The 17,036-nt window shown below is 43.5% G+C and carries 15 protein-coding genes; 7 read left to right on the top strand and 8 right to left on the bottom strand.

Translation table 11 applies throughout. From position 1 onward, the window contains the following. Positions 1 to 512 precede the first annotated feature (512 nt). From rpmH to mnmE, 4 genes are all read left to right on the top strand, one after another. Complete coding sequence (gene rpmH / locus KDW99_RS20460) at positions 513 to 647, top strand: 50S ribosomal protein L34 (protein WP_084035504.1); 135 nt, start codon at positions 513 to 515, stop codon at positions 645 to 647. Between the two features lie 8 nt (positions 648 to 655). Next, a complete protein-coding gene (gene rnpA, locus KDW99_RS20455; RefSeq protein ID WP_255827300.1) occupies positions 656 to 1,054 on the top strand; it encodes a ribonuclease P protein component in 399 nt (132 codons plus the stop codon). Between the two features lie 94 nt (positions 1,055 to 1,148). After that, positions 1,149 to 2,804 carry a membrane protein insertase YidC gene (gene yidC, locus KDW99_RS20450; RefSeq protein WP_255827299.1) on the top strand — a complete coding sequence of 552 codons (1,656 nt, stop codon included), beginning with the start codon at positions 1,149 to 1,151 and terminating at the stop codon, positions 2,802 to 2,804. A gap of 153 nt (positions 2,805 to 2,957) precedes the next feature. Beyond that, entirely contained in the window at positions 2,958 to 4,337 is a 1,380-nt protein-coding gene (mnmE, locus tag KDW99_RS20445) for a tRNA uridine-5-carboxymethylaminomethyl(34) synthesis GTPase MnmE (protein WP_205116605.1), read from the top strand. 8 nt (positions 4,338 to 4,345) lie between these two features. On the opposite strand, the gene KDW99_RS20440 is transcribed toward mnmE, so the two are convergent. Continuing rightward, positions 4,346 to 5,278 (bottom strand): AraC family transcriptional regulator, encoded by a 933-nt coding sequence (locus KDW99_RS20440; protein WP_255827298.1) that lies wholly within the window; start codon positions 5,276 to 5,278, stop codon positions 4,346 to 4,348. Positions 5,279 to 5,418: 140 nt separating this feature from the next. Here KDW99_RS20440 and KDW99_RS20435 point away from each other — a divergent pair, with 140 nt between their 5' ends. Then, complete coding sequence (locus tag KDW99_RS20435) at positions 5,419 to 6,153, top strand: SDR family oxidoreductase (protein ID WP_255827297.1); 735 nt, start codon at positions 5,419 to 5,421, stop codon at positions 6,151 to 6,153. Positions 6,154 to 6,226: 73 nt separating this feature from the next. Here KDW99_RS20435 and KDW99_RS20430 read toward each other — a convergent pair whose 3' ends face one another. From KDW99_RS20430 to KDW99_RS20400, 7 genes are all read right to left on the bottom strand, one after another. Continuing rightward, positions 6,227 to 7,594 carry a TrkH family potassium uptake protein gene (locus KDW99_RS20430; RefSeq protein ID WP_255827296.1) on the bottom strand — a complete coding sequence of 456 codons (1,368 nt, stop codon included), beginning with the start codon at positions 7,592 to 7,594 and terminating at the stop codon, positions 6,227 to 6,229. Position 7,595: 1 nt separating this feature from the next. After that, the gene (locus KDW99_RS20425; protein WP_205116598.1) at positions 7,596 to 8,249 is read right to left on the bottom strand and encodes a potassium channel family protein; all 654 of its coding nucleotides are present in this window, start codon (positions 8,247 to 8,249) and stop codon (positions 7,596 to 7,598) included. Positions 8,250 to 8,293: 44 nt separating this feature from the next. Beyond that, positions 8,294 to 8,983, bottom strand: coding sequence for a response regulator (locus KDW99_RS20420; RefSeq protein ID WP_255827295.1), 690 nt, complete (start codon positions 8,981 to 8,983; stop codon positions 8,294 to 8,296). Next, positions 8,980 to 10,050 (bottom strand): sensor histidine kinase, encoded by a 1,071-nt coding sequence (locus KDW99_RS20415; RefSeq protein ID WP_255827294.1) that lies wholly within the window; start codon positions 10,048 to 10,050, stop codon positions 8,980 to 8,982. The genes KDW99_RS20420 and KDW99_RS20415 overlap by 4 nt, the downstream gene beginning before the upstream one ends. A gap of 189 nt (positions 10,051 to 10,239) precedes the next feature. Beyond that, positions 10,240 to 11,226 (bottom strand): acrylyl-CoA reductase (NADPH), encoded by a 987-nt coding sequence (gene acuI / locus KDW99_RS20410; protein WP_255827293.1) that lies wholly within the window; start codon positions 11,224 to 11,226, stop codon positions 10,240 to 10,242. A gap of 74 nt (positions 11,227 to 11,300) precedes the next feature. Next, positions 11,301 to 11,963: an acrylate utilization transcriptional regulator AcuR gene (gene acuR, locus KDW99_RS20405; protein ID WP_255827292.1), complete on the bottom strand. Its 663-nt coding sequence runs from the start codon at positions 11,961 to 11,963 to the stop codon at positions 11,301 to 11,303. A 108-nt stretch (positions 11,964 to 12,071) separates the two neighbouring features. Then, on the bottom strand, positions 12,072 to 12,950 hold the full coding sequence (locus KDW99_RS20400; protein WP_255827291.1) for an AraC family transcriptional regulator: 879 nt from the start codon (positions 12,948 to 12,950) through the stop codon (positions 12,072 to 12,074). A gap of 186 nt (positions 12,951 to 13,136) precedes the next feature. Here KDW99_RS20400 and KDW99_RS20395 point away from each other — a divergent pair, with 186 nt between their 5' ends. Next, complete coding sequence (locus KDW99_RS20395; RefSeq protein WP_114410483.1) at positions 13,137 to 14,195, top strand: NAD(P)-dependent alcohol dehydrogenase; 1,059 nt, start codon at positions 13,137 to 13,139, stop codon at positions 14,193 to 14,195. Positions 14,196 to 15,122: 927 nt separating this feature from the next. Next, complete coding sequence (gene mnmG / locus KDW99_RS20390; protein ID WP_255829329.1) at positions 15,123 to 17,012, top strand: tRNA uridine-5-carboxymethylaminomethyl(34) synthesis enzyme MnmG; 1,890 nt, start codon at positions 15,123 to 15,125, stop codon at positions 17,010 to 17,012. Positions 17,013 to 17,036: the final 24 nt, after the last annotated feature.

Raw genomic sequence — 17,036 nt, 5'->3', positions numbered from 1 at the left:
TGTAGACGTACTCCCTGGTTGAGTGACAGACAAGAAGCGGATTTTACATCGGGGATTTAAAGTTATCCACATATAAATGGAAAAAAACCGAACTTATCCCAAAAAGCAAAAATGTTAATAACATATAAGGTTATACACAGCAGTAGATAAAATAATATTACTGTGCATAAACCACATAGTTATGCACATATAAAAATCCGGTTATTTTTATTTAATCCACATGTGGGTAAGATACTATCATTTTGTTTTTTATACACATTAGTTGGAATAAAAACCTCTCTGTGGATAATATTTATAAATGAAATATTCTTTATCCACTAACTCAGTAGAAGTCTGTGTGTAAGTGTTTAATGGATTGTGCAGCTATTTTTTTATCAATTAAGCCGCGCTAAGCATTGAATTTACTGAGGAAAGGCTCTAAAATCCGCGCCCTGATTTGACCAATCAAATGTAGAGGCTTGGCGGTCGCTAACCCTCAAAACTCAAACACTGCATTCAGTGAGAGAATTAAGATGAAAAGAACTTTCCAACCTAGCGTTCTAAAACGCAAACGTAATCACGGTTTCCGTGCTCGTATGGCTACTAAAAGCGGACGTCAAATCGTCGCTCGTCGTCGTGCTCGCGGCCGCAAGGTTCTAAGCGCATAAGTACGCTGATGACCGAATATTGTTTTCCTCGGCATGTCAGACTTCTGAATGCCGGGGATTATCAATCTGTCTTTAATGGCACTTCCTCCAAAGTCTTCGCAGGCGAATTCCTTTTATTGGCACGAAAACGAGATGATGACCAAACTCGGTTGGGTCTTATTGTGTCTAAGAAAACGGATAAACGCGCGGTAGGCAGGAATCGTATCAAACGTTTGGTGCGTGATTCCTTTCGTCACAACAAAATCCCTCTTTCTGGTCTTGATATAGTCTTCTTAGCACGACACGGTATTAAAGAACTGGAAAACGCCGATTTGCACAACCGACTCGATAAAGCATGGGCTCAGTTGGCAAAAAAAGCACAAAAACCTGCTCAAAATAAAAAACGCGACCAAACTAGACAGAAATAGGCTGAAAAAACTGCCAAAGGCTGGTTTAATAGCGCGTGATTTTTATAAGGGTTCTGTGAACCTATTGTCCAACCAAACAAATTAGTTGAATACCATGGATTTCAGACGTTACTTTTTATGGGGTGCGCTTTTTATCAGTGGCTACCTACTGTTTTTACAGTGGAGCCAAGATTATGGTCCTCAGTCCACTCAAAGCGTAGCTCAAAGCTCTCAGTCTCAATCAGAGACACAACCTCAAGTGAGCGATGATTTGCCTATGGCAACTCAAAGCACAACCGAAGCCAATGCCGAAATTCCGCAAAGTGTGACAAAAATCGCACCGGGGAAATTGATTGAAGTAACAACCGATACCCTTCGTGTTGCGATCAATCCTATCGGTGGTGACTTAGTTGAAGCAGCTCTTCTTCAATACAAAAAAGAATTAGGCAAGCCTGATCCATTTGTCATCCTAGAAGATGGCAGCGAGCGCACTTACGTGACTCAAAGTGGTTTGGTTGGTCAAAATGGTCCAGACGCTTCACCAGAAGGTCGCCCAGTTTACCAATCTGAGAAAACGGCTTACTCCTTAGCAGATGGTGAAGATTCTCTTGATGTGAACCTGTACTACACCGACGCAAAAGGCGTGAAATATACGAAAACCTTCCGCTTCATGAAAGGTAAATACCGTATTCGCCAATTGATCACCGTAGACAACACATCATCAGATACTTGGCGCGGCAATCTTTTTGCCCAGATCAAGCGTGACAATACGCCAGATCCAAGCAAAGCAACTAGCATGGGCCTACAGCCTTATCTAGGTGGTGCTATTTCTGATGAGCAAACGAAATACAGCAAGGTTTCTTTCTCTGACATGGAAGAAGAGCCAATTAAAACAACCACAACCAAAGGTTGGGTTGCTGTACTTCAGCATTACTTCGTATCTGCTTGGATTCCAGAGCAAGGTCAAAAAGTCACCTTACAAGCTCGTACTAATGGTGACTTTAACATCATTGGATTCACTGGCACGCCAGTAGAGATTGCACCGGGTAAACAAGGTACATTGAGCTCGACTTTTTATGTTGGTCCAAAACTTCAAGACCACCTTGAAAGTACAGCAGAAAACCTTGACCTAACCGTAGATTATGGTTGGTTGTGGTGGTTGGCTAAGCCGCTATTCTGGTTGCTGACTTTGATCCAATCTTTCGTTATTAACTGGGGGATCGCGATTATCTTGGTCGTAGTCTGTGTAAAAGCAGTTTTCTTCAAGTTATCAGCGACAAGCTACCGTTCAATGGCGAAAATGCGTAAATTCGGACCAGAAATTGCCAAACTGAAAGAAAAGTATGGTGATGACCGTCAGAAGATGTCGCAAGAAATGATGGCGCTTTACAAGAAAGAAAAAATTAACCCTCTGGGTGGTTGTTTGCCTATCTTGGTTCAGATGCCAGTTTTCCTTTCGTTGTACTGGGTATTAATGGAATCCGTTGAATTGCGCCACGCGCCATTCTTCCTATGGATTCATGATCTATCCGTGATGGACCCGTACTTCATACTGCCAATTTTGATGGGTATCAGTATGTTTGTTCAGCAATCATTGAACCCAACGCCTCCAGATCCAATGCAAGCGCGAATCATGAAGATCATGCCAGTGGCATTCTCCATCTTCTTCTTGTGGTTCCCAGCAGGTTTGGTTCTATACTGGGTAACAAACAACACCTTATCCATATTACAACAGTATGTGATTACAAAACGCATCGAAAAAGAAGCCTGATACTAAAAAGGCCCATGTTTCGATCAAAAAAGGCTTCCCATTGGGAGGCCTTTTTTACGTTTAGATTGCCATGCTTGTCTGGCTAACGGACAATGGCTAACAAACAAAAGTAATAACCTCAATTTATTTCCTTTTACCGCACAGAGTTTGATTATGACCGATTTCCAATACGCCACAGACCAAGACACGATTGCCGCACAAGCCACTGCGCCTGGCCGAGGTGGCGTAGGGATCATTCGTTTATCTGGCCCCAAAAGCCTTGCCATTGCTCAGCAAATCGTGGGCTTTGAGCCTAAACCACGTTATGCCCATTACGTACCGTTCAGAACAACGAATCAAGAACAGCTTGATGAAGGCATCGCTTTATATTTCCCAGGACCAAACTCCTTTACTGGCGAAGACGTCTTTGAACTACAAGGTCACGGTGGTCCGGTCATTATGGACATGCTGCTTAGCCATTGTGTTGCTCTTGGGGCACGTTTAGCTCGTCCAGGCGAGTTTTCCGAACGCGCTTTTATGAACGATAAGATGGACTTAACCCAAGCCGAAGCCATTGCCGATTTGATCGACAGCACCTCGGAACAAGCCGCAAAATGCGCACTACGTTCCTTACAAGGTGCTTTTTCAAAACGCGTTGATGAACTGGTCGAAGCTTTAATTCATCTAAGAATATACGTGGAAGCGGCGATTGATTTTCCAGAAGAAGAAATCGACTTCATCGGTGACGGCAAAGTCGCAGCGGAACTGGCAGGCATTAAAAATAAGCTAATAGAAGTCCTCAAAGAAGCGAATCAAGGCGCCTTGATTCGTGAGGGCATGAGCGTGGTTATTGCAGGGCGTCCCAATGCCGGTAAATCCAGCTTGCTAAACGCCTTATCTGGCAAAGAATCCGCCATTGTCACCAACATCGAAGGCACCACTCGTGATGTCTTGCGTGAACATATTCACCTAGATGGCATGCCGCTGCACATTATCGATACAGCAGGCTTACGCGACAGTCCAGACGAAGTAGAGCGCATTGGTATTCAGCGCGCATGGGACGAAATCAGCAAAGCCGATCGCATTCTTATGATGGTCGATAGCCAATCGATTGATTCAAAAGACCCAAGCGAAATATGGCCAGAATTTATGGAAAAACTTGGTGATACCAAACATCTAACTTTAGTGCGTAACAAAGTCGACTTAACCAAAGAAAGTACTGGCATAGAGATGATCTCAGGCGTCTCTGTGGTCTCTCTATCGGCAAAAACAGGTGAGGGCGTTAACGACTTAACTGAACACCTAAAAGCCGTCATGGGCTTCGACAGCACGACTGAAGGAGGCTTTATCGCTCGTCGTCGTCACATAGAAGCCCTCAACAAAGCCAACCGCTTTTTAGACGCAGGCTACGAGCAACTGCACGGCTACGGCGCAGGGGAGTTACTCGCAGAAGATTTAAAAGAAGCCCAGCAAGCATTAAGCGAAATAACCGGTGCTTTTACCAGCGATGACCTGCTAGGACGTATCTTCGGCTCGTTTTGTATTGGTAAGTAAAACCATGGTCACACCTCGCCCGTGATGGTGTCAGGACCATAGAGCTCTCTTGGTAGTCCCCCTTGTGCATCTTGGCGCAGTGTTCTGATGTCGCGCGCAGGGGGCGCGCCAAACAGCCGAGAATACTCTCGGCTAAATTGTGACAGGCTCTCATAGCCAACCGATAATGCAACCGTGGTTACACCACCCAGCTCAGTGAAGAGCATTCTACGCGCTTCATATAATCTAATCTGCTTTTGATACTGAAGAGGTGACAAGCCAACCGTCGCCTTGAAGCGTCGATGAAAAGCCGACGGGCTCATATTCACTGTCGCCGCAAGTTCTTCCACCCGAAATGCCGTGGCATAGTGTTTGCGAATCCATGTAATAGCATTCCTAATTTGGAAAAAACGATCATCGATACCGGCTATTTGTCGTAATACTGCGCCTTGCGGGCCGCGCAACATTCGATACAGGATCTCGCGTTCGATCAGAGGTGCAATTAAGTCAATATCTTGTGGATGATCGCTAAGGCGGACCATCCTGAACCATGCATCAGCAAGATCCTCACTCACTTGATCAATGCAAAAACCTCTCGTCTCTGACAGGCTCAAAGGGCTATCCATCTCGCACAAAAGCTCCGTGACTAAAGCTCGGTCAAGAGATAAGCGCAAAGCCAAATAGGGTGCGGCCGGGCTCGATTCGACCACTTCTGCAATCACCGGCAGTTCGACCGAGGTAATAAAACTTTGCCCTGCACGATAGTCGACGACTTGATCTCCGATAACAATTCTTTTGCTACCTTGCAGGATTAGGCTAATCAGGGGTTGATATATTTCAGGAAAAAGCTCGGTCGGTTGGCAAACCTTGAGAATGTCCAAACGAGAGATCTGAGTTTCGGTAAGCAAGGATATCGCACGCTTCTCTACAAGCGATTTTAGTTTTTCAAGGGGATGATTCATACCACTCTTTCTAGCATAGCTTACATGGCGCATCAATAAATTAAGCAGGAATGTGCATTTTATAGATTGAAATAGACACGCGACAGTTTCACCACGCAGTTATAAATACCACTTCACGTCTTTCAGATAGGAAATACGCTATGCAAATTAAAAATTCAGTCGTGCTCATTACAGGGGCGTCATCCGGTATTGGTGAAGCGACAGCACGCGCCGTCGTTCAAGCTGGCGGTCGTGCTGTATTGTTAGCAAGACGCCAAGATCGGCTCGACGATTTAGCAAGAGAGCTGGGCGAGGATGTTCTAGCCTTACCCTGCGACGTCACTAACTCTGCCGAGGCTCAAAAGGCAGTCCAAATAGCACAAAAGAAATATGGCCGAATCGATGTCTTAATCAACAATGCAGGACAAGGTCTGTATGGCGCAATTGAAGACATCGGCATTGACGATTTTAAGCAACTGCTCAATCTAAATACGATCGCACCACTAATTATGATGCAAGCGGTCATCCCCCTGATGCGCAAACAAAGCGCTGGATGCATCATCAATGTGAGTTCAGGCGCGACCTTAGCAACGTACCCAGGTTCGGCGGCTTATACAAGTTCAAAGTCAGCCCTTAACATGATCTCAAAAGTGGCCCGGCTTGAACTAGCGGATGCTGGCATCACCGTATCCTTGATACATCCCTTCATGACAGCGACCGAGTTTTATGGCTCAGTAAAATCCGGCCTAAGCGCCTCAAAAGAACAAGAAGCAGGAGCCGTATCGATTGCTCAACCACCATCATTGTCCGCACAAATGATCATCAATCTAATAGAGACGGGCGATGAAGAGACGGATCTCGTTCCAAAAGAATACGGTGGAAGTTTCGAGGGCTAAAAGAATTTCGTAAATAGAAAAAATAGCGTATTCCACGCTCCAAGTTATTGGACTTAGAGCGTGGAAATGCCTTTTAACCCACGGTCATTTTGACTTTTGGGTAGCGGACTTTTTTGCTTCTTGGGCTGGCGAGGAAGTAAGCGAGCGTCAGTGGCCCAAGACGGCCGATGAACATCAAGAAGATAATGATGCCTTCTCCAGTGTTACTCAATGATCCGGTCAAGCCACGAGAAAGGCCAACAGTGCCCAATGCCGACACGGCTTCGAACACCACATCGATCATTTGCGCGTGTTTTTCACTCACCAACAATACAAATATAGCCAACCAAGTGACACCGATAGAAATCATGCTCAAGGCTAGGGCTTTGCTGATCACTTCCTTAGGAATTTCGCGCTTAAACACATTTACTTCGTCATCACGGCGCAGGTAAGCGTAGGTTGCTAAGACCAGCAACATAAAAGTTACGACCTTGATGCCGCTGGCGGTACTCAAGGACCCACCACCAATGAACATCAGCACCAACATCAGTGACGTCGTCGCGTCTCTTAGTTCTTCAATAGCGAGAGTATTAAACCCAGCCGTACGCGGTGTCACTGCTTGAAACCAAGACGCCAGCCACTTGCCCGTTTCACTTAATGGACCCAGAGTATTCGGATTGCTGTATTCAATAAAATAGATGGTCAGCAAGGCTACAAGATTGATGACAATGGTGCCAGTAATCATCATTTTGCTGTAGGGCGAAAGTCTCGCCCAGCGGCGATTTTTCATCAAATCAATCCATACGGAAAAACCCAACCCCCCAATGATAAACAAACCGCTGATGGTAAAATTCACAATAGGATCGGCCACATAGGGCATTAAACTCGCTGAGGAGAGCGCAAAACCAGCATTATTAAAGGCGCTAATGGTGTAGAAGAAACCATGGAATAAACTGGTTTTCCAACCTAAGGTATCACTCCAGTGCAGCGCGAGAATTAGCATACCGATGACTTCGACAATCAAAGAAAACAGCAATACCGACTTGGCCGTAGAGACGATGCTAGAGGCGTCTGTTTGATTAAATGCTTCTATGGCTACCGTGCGCTGTAAAAAACCAATACGACCGCCCAGCGCGACGAGAGTGACAATAGCGAAAGTCATTAAGCCGAGACCGCCGCATTGGATCAAAAGCGCAATCACGACTTGCCCAAACGAAGTAAAAGCAGTGCCTGTGTCTTCGACAACTAAACCTGTCACTGTAACTGCAGACGTGGCAGTAAAGACACTGTGTAACCAAGAAATCGGTTGTGTGGTGGCAATCGGTAATTTAAGCAACAAGGTACCGATGATAATCAGTAATAAAAAACCACCACATAAAATCAAAGGTGGTGCCGCCATGATTTTTTTCGCCGCTTTTGGATGTCGCTCTATGGCGGCAACCGCTGGGTCCCAATTCACCATCTTAAGCCAACCTTGGCGCGATATGTTTTAGTTCACTGCGAGGGCCACACAGCAACAAGATGTCTTTCTCTTTTAGAACAAAGGCTTTATCTAAGTGCAAAAACGTCTCTTGCTCACGTTTAATCATCACAGCATCGACTTTGCCTTTTGTTGGGTCTAAAACATCCCCAAGAGGACGTCCGTTTAGCTGTGGTTTGATATGAATCTCCACCACGTATAAACCATGCCCAATAGACAAATAATCGTTCACCATTGGGTAATTCAGTGCCTGTGCAACACGCACACCCATTTCTTCTTCAGGATGAATAATTCGTGACACGCCAAGTTTAGAGACAATAGTATGATGGGCGCGGCTACTGGCTTTGACCCAGATTTCTTTCACACCAATCTTTTTCAGCGCCAAGATGCACAACAGGCTGGATTCCATGTCCTCACCAATGGCCACCAGCACAGCGTCGCTGTTAATTAGGTCGAGCTCTTTTAACGCGTTTTCGTCGGTGGAGTCACAAATCATCACTTGGGTGAAATCATCGACATACTTTTCAGCAATTTTCGAATCTCGATCTACACCTGTAACCGTATGGCCTAAATAAATAAGCTCCATGCTTGCTGCAATACCAAAACGCCCTAAACCAATCACCGTGAAATGCGCCATATTGATTACCTTTTATTTATGCCTTTTAAGAGTTTTTTGCTGAGTTAACGATCGAATAACAATCGATAACCTAGACCTGGTTCCGTTTTGATAACACGCTGATCATTGGCATTATCATTGAGTTTTTTACGCAACTGACTGACTAAAATCCGTAAATAGTGCGAGTCTCGGGTATGGGTTACCCCCCAAATTGTTGCCAGTAACTCTTCTTGCATAACCAGTTTGTCAGGCGTGGTCATTAACATGCGTAAAAAGGCGAATTCCTTCTTGGTTAACGCTAAAGGAGAACCCTGTAACCAAGCCTGATTGGTGCTGATTTCTAACTTAATATTACCTGTTTCTAGGACATCAGCCGGTGAGTGGGTATTCACTAAATCTCGTAATAAAACTTTCACTCGGACAATTAATTCGCGAATGCCGAAGGGTTTGCTTAGGTAATCATTTGCGCCCGCTTCAAGCAGCCGAATCTTTTCATCTTCTTCATCTCGGGCCGTCAAAATGAGAATAGGTGTACTGCTGGTGGCTCGAACATAGTTGACCAAATCCATACCGTCGCCGTCTGGCAAGCCTAGATCTAATATCAATAAATGCGGTGGATTATGCTCAATGGACTGTTTCGCTGCGCTAATGGATTCAGCACCGAAATACTCAAAGCCTTCAGCCGCTAATGAAATCCGAATAAAAGTATGGATTTGGGACTCATCATCAACCACCAAGATTTTATAAGAGGTCATGATGCACTACCTTTTTCGTTAATCGACGGCTCAGCGCACGCAGGCAAGCCGATACGAATTAAACAGCCTTGCTCGACGGGAACGGATTGAATTGAACCATGATGAGCCGCAATAATGCCTTTTGATACCGCCAAACCTAAGCCTGTGCCGCTGTCATTTCGCTTGAAAGAGTCGACCGAGTAAAACAACTCAAAGACAGTCTCAGACTGGGCTGAACTAATGCCAACCCCTTGGTCTCGTACATCAATAACAACCAGAGAACGTCTGTTATCTGTAACTAATGTTTTTATAGAAATGATGACAGTTTTATCTATTGGTGAATATCGCAAAGCATTATCGATAACGTTAAAAACTGCCTGCTGAATAAGCGAAGTACTCACAAAAACCAGCGGCAGCTTATCGTCTAACTGCAGAATTAAACGAGATTTTTGCTCACTAAAACGATCCATAACAAGATGAATAATGGCAACAGCAGATTGCTCAGACATTCGTGGAACCACAACGCCATGGTGCAGTTTTGTCGCTTGTAGCAGATTTTCAATGTATTGATGAAGTCGATGGCTTTCGACGGTGGCACTGTCTAATAGCTCTTGCTTTTCCTGCTCCGAGAGCTTATCCATGTATTCTTTTAGTGTGCTCAAGGTACCAATAATGGTCGACAGCGGTGTGCGCAAATCATGAGAAACCGACAATAAAATACTGTTACGCAGCTGCTCTTGTTTTAATTGGTTTTGCTGATATTGATATAATTCCGCCAGCTTACTGGTGATCACCGCCACCAGCAAAAACACCAGCAAATTCACCATGTCATCGCCATTAAACATCTCGAACGAATAACGCGGAACGGTAAACAGGAAGTTAAAACATAAGGCTTCAAGTACAGCCACGCCATAGACCCAACGGGAACGACAGGATAAAGCGACCACCACCACAGCCAGTTGCAAGATCAGCAACACCGCAATATTGGATCCAAGCCAAATATCTAATCCATAGCTGATTAGCAAAGCCGTGCTAATAGCAAACACAACTAAATAGTGAGAAGGGATGGTTGGTGTTTTCAGTTTCATAGTGTCGCTTGTCAACGCCTTTTAAGTAAGGAAGGGCACAAGCAAGACTGTAGCAAAGGGCGGAGGTATTGGCGCGTAAAAAAACCGTAACGTTTTCATTCGCTATAAGATCAACTATCCAATCAAATCACCTGATTGGATAGTTGAGGTAATATTATCTAGTACCCGTCAATGAAGCAGAAAATATAGTTATGAAGCCTTAACATTTACCAATACACGACCACGTACCTTGCCACCAAGTAGCTTATTAGCCGTTTCTACCACATCTTCCAAGCCAATTTCTTCGCTCATGCTGTCAAAATCCTCTGGCTGTAGTAGTTCACTCAAACGTTGCCATGCTTCAATGCGGTCAGCTAATGGTCGCATGACGCTATCTATGCCAATCAGCTTGATACCTCGTAAAATGAAAGGCGCTACAGAAGCAGGGAAGTCCATGCCTTGTGCTAAGCCGCAACACGTCACCACACCGCCATATTTAGTAGTGGCGCAGGCATTAACTAAAGTGTGACTGCCGACACAATCAATGACGCCAGCCCAACGCTCTTTCTGTAAGGGTTTACCAGATTCAGACAGTGTATTCCGGTCGATGATGTCGCTTGCTCCAAGGCTTTTCAAGTAGTCGCTTTCTTCCATTCGTCCTGTAGAAGCAACAACGTGATAGCCAAGACGGTTCAGTAGGCGAATCGCAAAACTGCCAACGCCACCGTTGGCGCCTGTCACTAGAATTTCGCCAGAATCCGCCGTAACACCTTGTTTTTCAAGAGCAAGTACCGACAACATCGCCGTATAACCCGCTGTACCTATTGCCATAGAGTGCTTAGCATCTATACCTTTTGGAAGAGGAATGAGCCACTCGCTTTTGAGTCGTGCTTTTTGAGCCAAACCGCCCCAATGCACTTCACCGACACCAAAACCATTCAATACAACAAAATCACCAACAGTGAAGCGTTCAGAATCACTTTGTAGCACTTTACCGACTAGATCTATTCCAGGCACCATAGGAAAAGAGCGCACAACGGGAGACTTACCAGTGATGGCTAAACCATCTTTGTAATTTAAGGTGCTGTAGTGAACTTCAACCAACACATCACCTTCAGGTAGCTGATCTTCCTGTAGCTCCACAACGGATGCTGTACTTTTTTTGTCTTCTTGCGTGATCAATAAACCTTTAAACATAAGTCCTCCAATTTTAGACCGATCGTCTATTTTTAGCTTATAAAAAGCCAAGTGGCTTCACTTGGCTATTGTTATTAGTCTGTTTTAATTTGAATTGCTTGGATAAAAAACGCCATGAACAAGCTTAGTGGTTGTGTGCTTTTGACTAATCTCGCCCGATGAACAGCACCTTCCCAGCCAATCCAGAATGCTTGAGAAATATCGTTAATATTGACTGTAAGATCAGTTTCACCTTGTTTTTGACTTTCTAATAAACAGGTCGCCACTCTTATTTGCCAGCTTTGATAGGTTGCTTGCAGTTGCTCTCGAAACGTCTCAGAAAGCAGACTGGATTCTTGTTCTAAGTTACCCACTAAACAACCACGTTTAAATTCGTGCCGGACAATGCCGTCTTGGGCATCTTGGGCAAAGCGCTGTAATCGTTCTAGGGGAGAAAATGACTCGTCCAATAAGAAACCATCTAATTTTGCTTCAAAATAACGACGATAACGCGCTAAAACAGCCAAACCAAAGGCTTCTTTACTCGGAAAATAATGATAGAAAGACCCTTTTGGCACTCCGATAGATTTTAAAATCGGATCAATGCCGCTGCGAATAAAGCCAGATTCTGTCAATATTTGCATTCCAGCTCGTAATAAAGCGTCGCGTGTATCTAAAGCGTCTACTGACGTTTTTTTTGGCCGCCCTCGACGAGGCTTAATAGGGAGGTTAGTGGCTGGATTGGATTCCGAGTGCAATGTCTAATACCTAAGCAATAAAATGGTTGTCCATTAATTTAGACCACTCGTCTATTTAATTCAAGAAAGTTAGTTCAAGCAAGCTAATTCAAGAAAAGGCTAAAAGTCTCATATTACGGTGTCTTCCCTTAATTTGTCTTTTGTCGGCGGCGCGCCAAAATAGCGTTTGTAGTCCCGACTAAACTGATGAACGCTTTTATAACCAACTTCTAGAGAAATTTGACTGACATTCAGGTGACCTTGACTTAACAGCATTTGTGCTTTCAATAGACGTAAACGCTTCAGGTACTGTAATGGAGACGATCCTGCGATGTTTTTAAAATGATGGTGGAAGCTTGAAACGCTCATGTTGGCATCGTCTGCAAGCTGTTCCACACGGACTTCTTGATCCAGCTGCTGATGCAGTTGTTTGAGGGAATTCACTATCAGCGAAAAGCGTCCTTGATTAAGCACCAAGGCACGTAACGCATCGCCTTGTGAACTTTGTAAAGCTTCAAAAATAACTTCTCGAACCCGACTCTGTCCCATGATTTTTGCGGTATATGGATCATGTAAGGCTTTGATAAGACGAGAGACAGATTCAATCATATCATCACTCATTGGGACGGATGACATGGAAAAGTTAGATACAGATGGATTTGATGTATATTCAGAAGAAACAGAAACCAACTCGGATAACACAACAGGATCGATATCAATAGAGATCCCCAAAAGCGGTTCTTGTTGGCTGGCAAAGGTTTCACATTCGAAAGGCAAGGGTAAAGTTTGCACCAAGTAGTGACTAGAGTTGTAGTGAATTTCACGATCGCCTAAATAGCCAATTTTACGACCTTGAACAATAATGGTGAGTCCAGGCCGATAAATAAGCGGCATTCTAGGCAAAGATTTTTCACACTTCATTAAACGAACATTGGCAATCAAGGTATCGCAGAAACCATCTTCTCTCACCAGAGGTTTGATCAAATCTACTAAATTTCTATCGCTCATATTTGATCCATCTGTCTATAAAAATCAATGAAGTTATTATCCATACAAGATTGTGTAGGAAAAGTTATGTTTTAACTATTTAGAGGAATAGGCAAAACAATAGCAAGAATGCACAACACAAAACACCAAAGCTTACTCTACACTAGGTAACACATATTTCATGTTCCAACACTGGAGTAACTATTTATGAGCCAAGCAAAATCTTATGCTGCACTCTCTGCAACAACCCCTTTAGCACCCTTTTCATTTGAACGTCGCGCGCTTCGTGAAGACGATGTAAATATCGACATTCTTTATTGTGGTGTTTGTCACTCTGATATTCATACGGCAGAAAGTGATTGGGGACCAAGTAATTACCCAATCGTTCCTGGCCATGAAATTGTGGGTAAAGTCACCGAAGTTGGCAGTAAAGTATCCAAATATAAGATTGGCGACATTGTCGGTGTAGGTTGTATGGTCGACTCTTGTCAGCATTGTTCCCATTGCGCCGCGGACTTAGAGCAATATTGCGATAATGGTCCAGTCGGAACCTATGGTGCTCACGATCTAATCGACGGAACTTTAACCTACGGTGGTTATTCAGATCACATAGTAGTGCGTGAAAAGTTCGTCTTATCTATTCCTCAGACTTTAGAACTGAGTAAAGCCGCTCCTTTATTATGTGCTGGTATCACAACGTATTCTCCACTACGTCATCACGGCATTAAGGCAGGCGATAAAGTCGGTGTTTTAGGAATGGGCGGTTTAGGCCACATGGGCGTGAAATTCGCAAAAGCCTTTGGTGCAGAAGTGACTATTTTCACTCGTTCAGAAAGTAAAATTGCAGAAGCGAAAAAACAAGGCGCAGATTATGTGATCGTTTCAACTGACGAAGCACAAATGAAAGCAGCCGCAATGACATTCGACTATTTATTAGACACCATTCCCGTTCAACATGATTTGAACCCGTACTTGGGTTGCTTAAAAGTCGATGGAACGCACATTTTAGTCGGTCTTATCGAACCAATGGAACCAGCGGTTCATGCGGCCAACTTGGTGATGAAACGTCGTGTACTCACTGGTTCTTTGATCGGTGGTATTGCAGAAACACAAGAAATGTTGGACTTCTGTGCAGAGCATAACATTGAATGTGATGCTGAGATGATCAATATCCAGGATATCAACCAAGCTTATCAGCGCATGAAAAAAGGCGATGTGAAATATCGATTCATTATCGATATGAAAAGCTTGAAAGAAGAAGCTTAACCTCGCTTTATAGCTTCTTACCTTAAAAAGCGCCTTTGATAGGCGCTTTTTTTTGCTCTATTTTCTATCACGGTCCAGTTTGATAACTAAAAAACGCAACAGGGCGAGGGCGCTAAGGCCTGTAATCAACTCGTTTTCTTCTTAACCACGTCGCCACTGCACAAAAAACTTCTCTCCATTGTTTCATTGAATGCCGATATCGCTTTTGATAATTCAATACAAGCCACTCTCTCAAATATAGCCTCATCCTCATTTGTCGCTTTATACAGCGAAGATGATCATAAAAGCAAAATAGTTACTCACAGGTAGATTTTTTCAAGATTGTCTTTCTTTCTCCACAATGGCTCGAACATCAACAAAAAGCAGGATCTAAGGTAATTATTCACACTGTCTATCTAGAAAAAAACGAAAAATATAAAAATTTTATTTTTTTTGCTTGTGGATTATTTTTTTTATAAAAAGGGCTTTTTTTGTGGTAAAAAACACAAAAAACCATAACAAACAACAAGTTAAAGTATTCAGAAAACAAAAAACAGCTTGTTGATAAGTATGGTGATAGCTTGATAGGAAGTTTTGCACAGTTTTTAACAACTTGGACCTTAAAAATCGACTCTGTATAAGTCCCTATTTTATGCACAGGTTCAGGTTATCCACACCACAAGATAACCAGCCCAGTCTTAACAAGATGTTATCTTTATAAACATTTAATAATTATGGATTTTTTATCTTTATACACAGAAATTAGCTTGCTATATAAACATAACAAACATAAAAGACCTTATATACTTACTTAAATATATTAATATTGATGACCGGGTTAAGAGAGTTTCGATCTCTTTCTTTTTGGAAATTAGCCTATATACTAAGCGGCCTCAATCGATGATTGATCGTTTTTTATTCATTTTATTTAGTAATACCGAGGTTCCTGTGGATTTCCCAAGTCGCTTTGATGTGATTGTGGTTGGTGGCGGACACGCTGGTACAGAAGCAGCTTTAGCAGCAGCTCGTATGGGCGTTAAAACTTTGTTACTTTCTCACAACATTGAAACTTTAGGACAAATGTCCTGTAACCCCGCCATTGGTGGCATAGGGAAGTCCCATCTGGTTAAAGAAATAGACGCTTTAGACGGCGCTATGGCATTGGCCACAGATCAAGCCGGGATTCAGTTTCGTACTTTGAACTCTCGTAAAGGACCTGCTGTTCGAGCCACACGAGCTCAAGCTGATCGCATTTTATATAAAGCGGCTATTCGTCATAAGTTAGAAAACCAAGAAAACTTATGGCTTTTTCAACAATCGGCTGAAGATCTGATTGTTGAAGATGGTGCTGCTCGTGGTGTGATTACTCAAACAGGTATTCGCTTTAATAGTAAAACCGTTGTTTTAACGGCCGGTACCTTTTTAGGTGGCGTTATCCATATTGGCTTACAAAACCACTCAGGTGGTCGTGCCGGTGATCCGCCATCCATAGGTTTAGCGCAAAAGCTTCGTGCTTTGCCATTTCGCGTTGATCGCTTAAAAACGGGAACGCCACCTCGTATTGACGCTCGTACTGTCGATTTTTCTCTGATGCAAGCACAACCTGGCGATGATATTGATCCAGTTATGTCATACATGGGCAATCGCGCAATGCACCCTCGTCAAGTTGAATGTTTTATCACTCATACCAATGAACAGACTCACGATATAATTCGTGCCGGTATGGATCGTTCACCAATGTATTCTGGCGTTATTGAAGGTATTGGGCCTCGTTACTGTCCTTCTATTGAAGACAAAATTGTACGTTTTGCCGATAAGAACTCCCATCAAATCTTTATCGAGCCAGAAGGTTTAACTACGCACGAACTGTATCCGAATGGAATTTCGACGTCTTTACCGTTTGATGTACAGATTGAGCTAGTACGTTCTATGAAAGGCATGGAAAATGCCCATATTACTCGTCCTGGTTATGCTATTGAGTACGATTATTTTAATCCTCAGGATTTAAAATATTCATTAGAAACCAAACACATGCCTGGTTTGTTCTTTGCAGGACAAATTAATGGCACAACAGGTTATGAAGAAGCTGGTGCACAAGGCTTACTGGCTGGTCTAAATGCGGCTTTGCTTGCACAAGACAAAGATGCTTGGACACCTAGACGAGATGAAGCTTATTTAGGTGTACTGGTTGATGATTTGATCAGTATGGGGACAAAAGAACCCTATCGCATGTTTACTAGTCGTGCAGAATATCGTTTGATCTTGCGTGAAGACAATGCTGACATGCGTTTGACTGAAAAAGGCCGTGAACTTGGTTTGGTTTCTGATGAGCGTTGGGCTGCCTTCTGCAAAAAACGTGAAGCGATAGAAGTAGAAACGCAACGTCTTAAATCGAGTTGGATTGTGCCAAATACGCCTGAAGCGGAAAGTATTAATCCAAAGCTTGAGACGCCAATTACTCATGAGTACAGCTTGTTAGATTTGCTTAAACGTCCGAACATTGTCTATTCCGATGTGGCGAATTTGAAAAATGCTCTTGATGAGCCTGTGGACGAACAAGTTTCTGAGCAGGTTCAAATAGCCGTTAAATACGCTGGCTATATTTCTCGTCAAGCCGAAGATATTGAGCGTCTACGTCGTCAAGAAAATACCGAGCTACCTGAAGATTTGGATTATACCAAGATGGAAGGTCTTTCGAATGAGATCAAGCAAAAGCTGACTCAACAGCGTCCTGCAACGCTTGCAGCGGCATCTCGAATCCAAGGTGTGACGCCTGCGGCGGTATCCTTACTATTAATTCACTTGAAAAAACGTGCGATTGCACGCAAAAGTGCCTAGAATCATCAGCCGATAATCCCTAAT

The sequence above is a fragment of the Marinomonas rhizomae genome (genome assembly GCF_024397855.1).
Lineage (GTDB): Bacteria > Pseudomonadota > Gammaproteobacteria > Pseudomonadales > Marinomonadaceae > Marinomonas > Marinomonas rhizomae_A.
This window is presented reverse-complemented; position numbering and strand designations above follow the sequence as displayed.

Excerpts from the sequence above, each read along its gene's own strand:
- KDW99_RS20395 (WP_114410483.1), top strand. The coding sequence starts at position 13,137 with ATGAGCCAAGCAAAATCTTATGCTGCACTCTCTGCAACAACCCCTTTA.
- mnmE (WP_205116605.1), top strand. The coding sequence starts at position 2,958 with ATGACCGATTTCCAATACGCCACAGACCAAGACACGATTGCCGCACAA.
- KDW99_RS20415 (WP_255827294.1), bottom strand. The coding sequence starts at position 10,050 with ATGAAACTGAAAACACCAACCATCCCTTCTCACTATTTAGTTGTGTTT.
- KDW99_RS20435 (WP_255827297.1), top strand. The coding sequence starts at position 5,419 with ATGCAAATTAAAAATTCAGTCGTGCTCATTACAGGGGCGTCATCCGGT.
- KDW99_RS20400 (WP_255827291.1), bottom strand. The coding sequence starts at position 12,950 with ATGAGCGATAGAAATTTAGTAGATTTGATCAAACCTCTGGTGAGAGAA.
- KDW99_RS20420 (WP_255827295.1), bottom strand. The coding sequence starts at position 8,983 with ATGACCTCTTATAAAATCTTGGTGGTTGATGATGAGTCCCAAATCCAT.
- KDW99_RS20440 (WP_255827298.1), bottom strand. The coding sequence starts at position 5,278 with ATGAATCATCCCCTTGAAAAACTAAAATCGCTTGTAGAGAAGCGTGCG.
- acuI (WP_255827293.1), bottom strand. The coding sequence starts at position 11,226 with ATGTTTAAAGGTTTATTGATCACGCAAGAAGACAAAAAAAGTACAGCA.
- KDW99_RS20425 (WP_205116598.1), bottom strand. The coding sequence starts at position 8,249 with ATGGCGCATTTCACGGTGATTGGTTTAGGGCGTTTTGGTATTGCAGCA.
- rpmH (WP_084035504.1), top strand. The coding sequence starts at position 513 with ATGAAAAGAACTTTCCAACCTAGCGTTCTAAAACGCAAACGTAATCAC.
- rnpA (WP_255827300.1), top strand. The coding sequence starts at position 656 with ATGACCGAATATTGTTTTCCTCGGCATGTCAGACTTCTGAATGCCGGG.
- KDW99_RS20430 (WP_255827296.1), bottom strand. The coding sequence starts at position 7,594 with ATGGTGAATTGGGACCCAGCGGTTGCCGCCATAGAGCGACATCCAAAA.
- yidC (WP_255827299.1), top strand. The coding sequence starts at position 1,149 with ATGGATTTCAGACGTTACTTTTTATGGGGTGCGCTTTTTATCAGTGGC.